The 7,966-nt window shown below is 66.1% G+C and carries 4 protein-coding genes; 3 read left to right on the forward strand and 1 reads right to left on the reverse strand.

Translation table 11 applies throughout. From position 1 onward, the window contains the following. Positions 1–35: 35 nt before the first annotated feature. The 3 genes from WKB25_RS19240 to WKB25_RS19250 all read left to right on the forward strand — a co-directional run bounded on the left by WKB25_RS19240 (position 36) and on the right by WKB25_RS19250 (position 5,782). On the forward strand, positions 36–2,675 hold the full coding sequence (locus tag WKB25_RS19240) for a TonB-dependent receptor (RefSeq protein WP_340572457.1): 2,640 nt from the start codon (positions 36–38) through the stop codon (positions 2,673–2,675). 64 nt (positions 2,676–2,739) lie between these two features. Beyond that, entirely contained in the window at positions 2,740–5,337 is a 2,598-nt protein-coding gene (locus WKB25_RS19245; protein ID WP_340572458.1) for a M14 family zinc carboxypeptidase, read from the forward strand. A 175-nt stretch (positions 5,338–5,512) separates the two neighbouring features. Next, positions 5,513–5,782 (forward strand): hypothetical protein, encoded by a 270-nt coding sequence (locus WKB25_RS19250; RefSeq protein ID WP_340572459.1) that lies wholly within the window; start codon positions 5,513–5,515, stop codon positions 5,780–5,782. A 234-nt stretch (positions 5,783–6,016) separates the two neighbouring features. Here WKB25_RS19250 and WKB25_RS19255 read toward each other — a convergent pair whose 3' ends face one another. Then, a complete protein-coding gene (locus WKB25_RS19255) occupies positions 6,017–7,438 on the reverse strand; it encodes a DEAD/DEAH box helicase (protein ID WP_099820407.1) in 1,422 nt (473 codons plus the stop codon). Between the last annotated feature and the right edge of the window lie 528 nt (positions 7,439–7,966).

Genomic DNA, 7,966 nt, shown 5'->3' on the forward strand with positions numbered 1-7,966 from the left:
TTACCTCGTCCTTCCACTACCTCCCCCACATCGTCATGCCCCAGCACACCCTGCTCGTGGCGGCCCTGGCCGTCGCTCTGGCCGCGCCTTTGTCTGCCGCCGCCGAAACCACCGCCGACGCCAGTGGCGAAGCCAGTACCCTGGCTGCCGTGCGTGTCACCGGCTCCAACATCAAACGCGCCGATACCGAAGCCTCCAACCCCGTGCAGGTGATCGGCCGCCAGCAGCTGGAACAGACCGGCAAGGCCACCGTGGCCGATGTGCTGCGCTCGATCTCGGCCAACACCGGCAACGCCAGCAACGAGACCACCAACAACGGTTGGGCGTCGGGCTCGGCCGGCATCGGCCTGCGCGGTCTTTCGCAGAAGAACACGCTGGTGCTGCTCAACGGCCGTCGCCTGGCCAACTACGGCTTCCCGGCCGGCGGCCTGTCGGACACCTTCGTCGATCTCAACGCGCTGCCGCTGGTGGCCGTCGAACGCATCGAAGTGCTCAAGGACGGTGCATCGGCGGTGTACGGCAGCGATGCGGTGGCCGGCGTGGTCAACATCATCACCCGGCAGAACTTCGAAGGCGCCGAGATCGGCGGCAGCTTCGGTGGCGCCGACCAGGGCGGCCTGCACGAGCAGAACCTGAAGTTCGTCGGCGGCCTGGGCGACATCGACAAGGACGGCTACAACATCCTCTTCAGCCTGCAGGCCTACAACCGCGAGCGACTGGACCAGGACGAGCGCAACCTGACCAAGAGCGGCATCTACAGCGACCAGCCCGGCGGCCGCTGGAACGGCTGGTCGGCCAAGGGCGCACGCTATCTGGTCAATGGCACCTCCGTGCCGATGCTCGATGCCAACGGCAACTGCCCCACCGGCACCACCCGCGTGGCCAGCGCGCCGATCGACGGTCTGGCCGGCGATACCTGCGGATTCAACCAGGCTCCGTTCACCACCCTGATTCCCTCCACCAAGCGCTACCAGGCCTACGCCAACGGCACCTTCCGCCTCGGCGACAACGTTGAAGCGTTCGGCGAAGTGCTGTACAGCCAGATCAAGAGCGCTGCCTGGTTCGGCAGCAGCCCGTTCTTCACCCTGGAAAGCGGTCGCTTCGCACTGAACGCGCAGACCGGCCTGGCCGAACCCGTGTCGTCCAACCTGCCGGCCAGCAGCCCGTACAACCCGTACGGCCGCGCGATTCCGATCGAATACACCTTCTTCGACCTCGGCGGCACCATCAAGACCAACCGCTCCACCGCCTACCGCGGCGTGTTCGGGCTGCGTGGCAACACCGAGAAGTGGGACTGGGAAGTGGCCGCATTCGGTGCGCGCAGCAGCGAGCGCGAAACCGTCTCCGGCGGCTTCGCCAACCGCTGGGCGCTGGCCAATGCGCTGGCGACCGGCAGCTACAACCTGCTGAACCCGGCGGCCACGCCGCAGTCGGTACGCGATTCGATCAACATCGCCACCCTGCGTCCGGCCGAGTCGGTGCTGCAGGGCATCGACGCGAAGATCTCCGGCAGCCTCGGCCACACCTGGGCCGGTGATATCGGTTTCGCTGCCGGTGCCGAATGGCGCCGCGAGAAGCTCGACTCGAACAACCCGTGGCAGATCGACGCCGGCCTGCAGGTGCGCCCGGCGATTGCCGAAGTGCATGGCGAGCGCAAGGTCAGCGCCGCCTATGCCGAGGTCAACGTGCCGCTGGCCTCGACCCTGGAATTGTCCGCCGCCGCCCGCGCCGATCATTACGATGATTTCGGCGACGCGTTCTCGCCCAAGCTCGGCCTGCGCTGGCAGCCGCTGGACTTCCTGCTGGTGCGCGCGTCCGCGTCGAAGGGCTTCCGTGCGCCGTCGCTGTCGGAGAACTCCAACAGCACCAGCATCGCCTACGGCAGCGTGGTCGACCCGCGTGATCCGGACGTGCCGGGCTCGCGGCAGAACCCGACCTTCTTCACCGTTGGCAACAACGACCTGAAGCCGGAGCGTACCAAGAGCGTGAACTTCGGCGTGGTGCTGTCGCCGTGGGCGAACACCAACCTGAGCATCGACTACTACCGCATCCAGCTGGACAACCTGGTCGGTACCAACAACACCCAGTCCCTGGTCAACGACAACGTTGCCGGTGCCGTGCAGCGCGATGAGCGCGGCAAGCTGCAGGCGGTCTACAACCGCTACCAGAACCTGAGCGAGCTGAAGACCTCGGGCATCGACGTCGAGCTGCGCCAGCGCATCCCGACCACGGCCTTCGGTGACTTCACGGTGACCTCGGCCTACACCCACGTGCGCGACTACCGGCGCCCGACCGTGGTCGGGGGCCCGTTGGTGGACTATGCCGGCAGCAACCTCGGCGCCACCCTGCCGAAGAACAAGGCCACCACCACCCTGGACTGGAAGCACAGCGACTACACCGCCGCGGTGACCTGGTACTACACCAGTGGCTATGACCAGAAGGCCAGCACCGCCGCCGCCGCCGTGCAGAGCCGCGTCGATGCCTACAACCAGTTCGATCTGTACCTGGGCTACACCGGCATCGAGAACCTGACCGTGTATGCCAAGGTGCAGAACCTGGGTGACAAGACGCCACCGTACGACGCGTCGTTCCCGGGCATCCGCGCACCGTACGACTTCAGCCAGTACGACCTGCGTGGCCGCTACTTCACGCTGGGCTTCGATTACCGCTTCTGATCCACCTGCCGCGGCCGGCTACCCCGTGTGGCCGGCCGTGTTGCCATGTTCCAGGGGAGTCACCGTGTCCTTCCACCGCCGTGCTGTTTTCCCGCTGTTGCTCGCCGCCGCCGCCGCCGCCGTATCGTTGCCACCAGCGGTATATGCGCAGAGCGCCTATTTCTTCCCGCAGACCACCGATGCCACGGCATTCGATACCGCCATTCCCACGCCGGAGCAGTTCCTCGGCTATCCAATCGGCAGCCGCTACACCCGCCATGACCAGCTGGTGGCTTACTTCCAGGAGCTGGCCAAGCACTCGGACAGGATCAGCGTGCGCGAGATCGGCCGCAGCTATGAGGGCCGTCCGCTGCTGATCGCCACGGTCACTGCTGCAGGCAACCACGCGCGGCTGGAACAGATCCGCCAGCAGCACGCGACCCTGGTCGATCCGGCGCAGCCGCGCAGCGCTGCCGGTGACAGCCCGGTGGTGGTGTGGCTGGGCTACAGCGTGCACGGCAACGAGACCTCCAGCGGCGAAGCAGCGATGCTGACCGCTTACTACCTGGTGGCCAACCGCAGCGCCGAAACGCAGCAGTGGCTGCAGCAGGCGGTGGTGCTGTTCGACCCGGCGCAGAACCCCGATGGTCGCGACCGTGCCGCCAACTGGCACAACGCCTGGGCATCCGATCCGGCCTCGGCCGATCCGGCCGACAAGGAGCACGTCGAACCGTTCCCGCAGGGCCGTACCAACCACTACTTCACCGATCTCAACCGCGATTGGCTGGCACTGACCCAGCAGGATTCGCGGCCGAAGGTGGCGCAGTTCCACCAGTGGTACCCGAACGTGCAGATCGACTTCCACGAGATGGGCAAGGACAGCACGTACTACTTCGAGCCATCGCCGAAGAGCATGCATAGCCCGTTGATCCCGGCCGCGTCGTACGAATTCAACAAGACCCTGGCCAAGTACCACGCCCAGGCCCTCGATGCGCTGGGTTCGCTGTACTACACCGGTGAGAACTTCGACAATTTCTCGCCCGTGTACGGCTCGACCTATCCGGACTTCCACGGCGCGGTCGGCGTCACCGTCGAACAGGCCAGCTCGCGTGGTCGCGTGCAGGAATCGGTGAATGGCCTGCTGACGTTTCCGTTCACCATCCGCAACCAGGTGGCCACCGGCCTGGGCACGGTGCGCGGTGCGGTCACCGAGCGCAGCGCCCTGTTCGATCTGCAGAAGAGTTTCTTCCAGAGCGCGCTGAAGCAGGCCGCGCAGCAGCCGGTGAAGAGCTTCGTGTTCGGCGACGCGCATGATCCGGCATTGACCCGACGCCTGCTGGAACTGTTGTTGCTGCACAGGATTGAAGTGCATGCGCTGGATCGCGCCGTCACCGTTGATGGCCAGCGTTTCGAAGCAGGCAGTGCCTACGTGGTGCCGGTGCAGCAGGCGCAGTTCCGGCTGGTCCATTCGATCTTCGCCGAGACCCCGCCGATCAAGGGCGACGTGTTCTACGGCAGCACCAGCTATGCGATCGCCCCGGCCTACGGCGTGGCCTCTGCCGGCAGCCGCAGCCGCATCGACGGCGGCGCCCGCGTGCTCGAGGTTCCCGCGGCACAGGGCGGAGTGGTCGGCGGTGAAGCGGGCTTCGCTTATGTAATCGAATGGCGCGACTACAACGCGGGCCGCGCACTGGCCGGCCTGCAGGCCAAGGGCTTGTCCACCCGTGCCACCTTCCAGCCGTTCACCGCCAGCACCGCACAGGGTGACGTGGCCTTTGCCGGTGGCAGCATCGTGGTACCGGTGGCGGGACAGCCGCTGCAGGGCGCGGCGCTGCAGGAGGCGGTCGCCGCCGCAGCGCGGGCAGCCGGCGTGCAGGTGCATGCACTGGCCAGCGGTCGCAGCCGCGATGGCATCGACCTGGGCAGTGACGGCGTCAAGGCACTGCGCAAGCCCGCCGTCGCGCTGGTGATGGGCGAGGGCGTGGCAGCCACCGAAATCGGTTCGGCCTGGTTCCTGCTCGACCAGCAGCTGCGCCTGCCGGCCAGCAAACTGGACCCGCAGCAGCTGGGCAAGGTGTCGCTGGACCGCTACACCACGATCGTGCTCTCCGGCGGCACCTACACGGGCATCGACGCAACCGCGGTAGCGGCATTGAAGCGCTGGATCCAGGCCGGTGGCTCACTGGTCACCTATGGCAGCGCTTCAAAGTGGGCGATCGAACAGAAACTTGCCGACGGTGAGAAGCTGGGCAAGGAAGAGGAAGCAGGAGACAGCGCGCGCCGCGCCTTCGGCGACCAGCGCGATATCGCTGCGATCGAGCGCGTCAGTGGCAACATCCTCAGCGCCGACGTCGACCCCAGCCATCCTTTGGCATTCGGCGTGCCGCGCCGGCAGTTGGCGATCAACAAGGAGAACACGGTCATCCTGCAGCCGAGCGCGAACGGGTTTTCCACGGTGGTGCGGATCGACGACACGCCGCGGGTGAACGGGTATCTGTCCGAGCGCAACCGCAGTCGCGTGGCCGGCAGTGCGTGGCTGCTGGTGTCGGCGCAGGGGCAGGGCAACGTGATCCTGTTTGCCGATGATCCGGCGCATCGCAAGTATTGGCATGGCACTGACCGGTTGCTGATCAATGCGATCTTCTTCGGGAATCTGGTGAATCCGAGTAAAGCGCGGGGTTGAGGCATTACGCGCTTCGATTGATGCGTGTGGGGGAGGCCGGGCGGGCTGCGCAGGACACGCCGTAAACCCGTCCGTGGGGGCTCGATGGCGCCTTGCTCGTGTGCGCTGTCCTGCGCACACGGCAAGACCGGGGTTGGGCGTCCTGCCCAACCCGCCCGAGGCATGCCTCAGGCCCATGGCGCCAACGGTCCTGCGCACCCCACCCGGCCTCCCCTCGACAGTTTCCAGCGGGCGCGGACGCATCAAACCCAAGACGGGAGCAAGGGCAAAAGCAAAAGCAAAAGCTGGAATTCCGGTTTTTGCTTTTGTCTTTGTCTTTGTCTTTGTCTTTGTCTTTGTCTTTGTCTTTGTCTTTGTCTTTGTCTTTGTCTTTGCATTTGAATTTGAACTTGATCCTTCTTCTCCCGGCTACCCGGCGGGACAAGTAGGCGCTGGTAATGATTGAAGCGGATGGGCGTAGGGGCAGCGCAGAACCGTGAGGCGCATGGATGCGCCGATCGAGCTTACATGGACGTATTTACAGCGTGTTCTGCGCTGCCCCTACGCCCATCCGCCCTCTGTGCAGCCACCGCCAGCTTTCACACCCGGCAGCCAGCAACAAAAAAGGGACGACGCGTCAGCGTCGTCCCTCGATAAGCAGCCCCCGCGCAGCGGGAGACGCCATCCCTGTCAGCTGGGATCAGCTGGCGCGACCGCCGCCGCCACCCTGGCCGCGGCCACGACCGCCACCCGTATTGGCACCGCCACCGCGACGCTGGCCCTGACCGGCACCTGCGCCCGCGCGCTGCTGGCCGTTGCCAGCGCCCTCGCGACGGCCACCGCCGGCCTTCTTCGGGCCTGCATGTGCATGACGCGGCGCATCGCCGTGCGGACGGCGGGCGTGGGTCTTGCGCGGCACGCGCTCGCCGGTATCGGCCTCGGCCTTGCCCGGTGCACTGTTGCCCCAGCGGATCGGCGTCTGCAGCTCGAAGCCCGGCACATCGCGGATGTCCATGTCGCGGCCCAGCAGGCGCACGATCGCACGCAACAGCTTCACTTCATCCTGCGCCACCAACGAAATCGCTTCACCGGTAGCACCGTTGCGGCCGGTACGGCCAATGCGGTGCACGTAGTCTTCGGCCACCATCGGCAGATCGAAGTTGATCACCTTCGGCAGCTCGTTGATGTCGATACCGCGCGCGGCGATGTCGGTGGCCACCAGCACGGTGACACGGCCCGCCTTGAAGTCACCCAGCGCACGCAGGCGCTGGCCCTGGCTCTTGTTGCCGTGGATCGCCGCAGTCTTGATGCCGGACTTTTCCAGGAACGCGGCCAGCTTGTCGCTGCCGTGCTTGGTGCGGGCAAAGACCAGGGTCTGCTCGCGGCTGTCCTGCGCCAACAGGTGCAGCAGCAGGTCGCGCTTGCGGCTGGCATCGACCGGATGCACCTTGTGGGTGATGGTCTCGGCCACGGTGTTCTTCGGCGTCACCTGGATCTGTTCCGGGTTGCGCATGAACTCCAGTGCCAACTGGCGGATGTTGTCCTCGAAGGTGGCCGAGAACAGCAGGGTCTGGCGGTTCTGCTTGGGCAGCTTGGCCAGGATGCGCTTGATCGAGGGCAGGAAGCCCATGTCCAGCATGCGGTCGGCTTCGTCCAGCACCAGCACTTCAATGCCGGACAGGTCGATGCTGCGGCGCTCCAGGTGGTCGATCAGGCGGCCCGGGCAGGCCACCAGCAGGTCCACGCCGCGACGCAGGATGTCGAGCTGGTTGCCCATGCCGACGCCGCCGTAGATGCAGGCGCTGGGGATGCGCAGGTACTTGCTGTAACCGCGCAGGCTGTCATGCACCTGGGTGGCCAGTTCGCGGGTCGGTGCCAGGATCAGTGCGCGCGGCTTACGCGGGCCGGTGCGCACTTCCTGCGAAGCGGTGCCTAGGTGTTGCAGCAGCGGCAGGCCGAACGCGGCGGTCTTGCCGGTGCCGGTCTGTGCGCCGGCCAGCAGGTCGCGACCGGCCAGCACCAGCGGGATCGCCTGCTGCTGGATCGGGGTCGGGGTTTCGTAGCCCTGCTCGGCGAGCGCACGCAGCAGGAAGGGCGCAAGGCCCAGGGATTCAAAAGACATCGAGATTGCTCCAAGTACAGTTAACGCCTGTCCGAACGGACAGACGGGGGCAGATCAAACTGATCGGCTGACTCGGAGCGTTCCCGTGAACCGCGCTGCGAGAATTGGGTGCAGCCAACGCGAAGCGCAGGCTGGAATGCGTGACGAACGGCGTCGGAGTGGGGGCGGGCGATGGGGCGAACCCCGGTCGCCGGCGATCCCGGAGGGAAACGGACGGCCGCTGCAGACCCGCATAGTCTAGCGGAAGGATGAGACCTGACGCAAAACAGGCTGTTCAGGTTGGGATTTCCGGCAGGGCTGCGCCCTGCACCCGCCGAGGCAACGACAACGGCAACGGCCGAAGCAAAAGCTGGTTTCCCGTGAGTAGGCGGGGTGGGTCCGGTTGCGGGGGACGCCGCAAGTACGTCCCTGTAGCAACTGTGTTTGCAGGAGGAGCTTCGGCCCTTCCTGCAGACGGGCACGGTAGTGCCGGCCGCTGGCCGGCAGCCTCTGGATGTACGCACGCACTGAGGTCAGGCGGGGGTCGGT

The sequence above is a fragment of the Stenotrophomonas sp. G106K1 genome, assembly GCF_037969685.1.
Lineage (GTDB): Bacteria > Pseudomonadota > Gammaproteobacteria > Xanthomonadales > Xanthomonadaceae > Stenotrophomonas > Stenotrophomonas lactitubi.

What these genes read in the sequence shown, in the direction of transcription:
- WKB25_RS19255 (WP_099820407.1), bottom strand. Translation starts at nt 7,438, where the DNA reads ATGTCTTTTGAATCCCTGGGCCTTGCGCCCTTCCTGCTGCGTGCGCTC.
- WKB25_RS19250 (WP_340572459.1), top strand. Translation starts at nt 5,513, where the DNA reads ATGGCGCCAACGGTCCTGCGCACCCCACCCGGCCTCCCCTCGACAGTT.
- WKB25_RS19240 (WP_340572457.1), top strand. Translation starts at nt 36, where the DNA reads ATGCCCCAGCACACCCTGCTCGTGGCGGCCCTGGCCGTCGCTCTGGCC.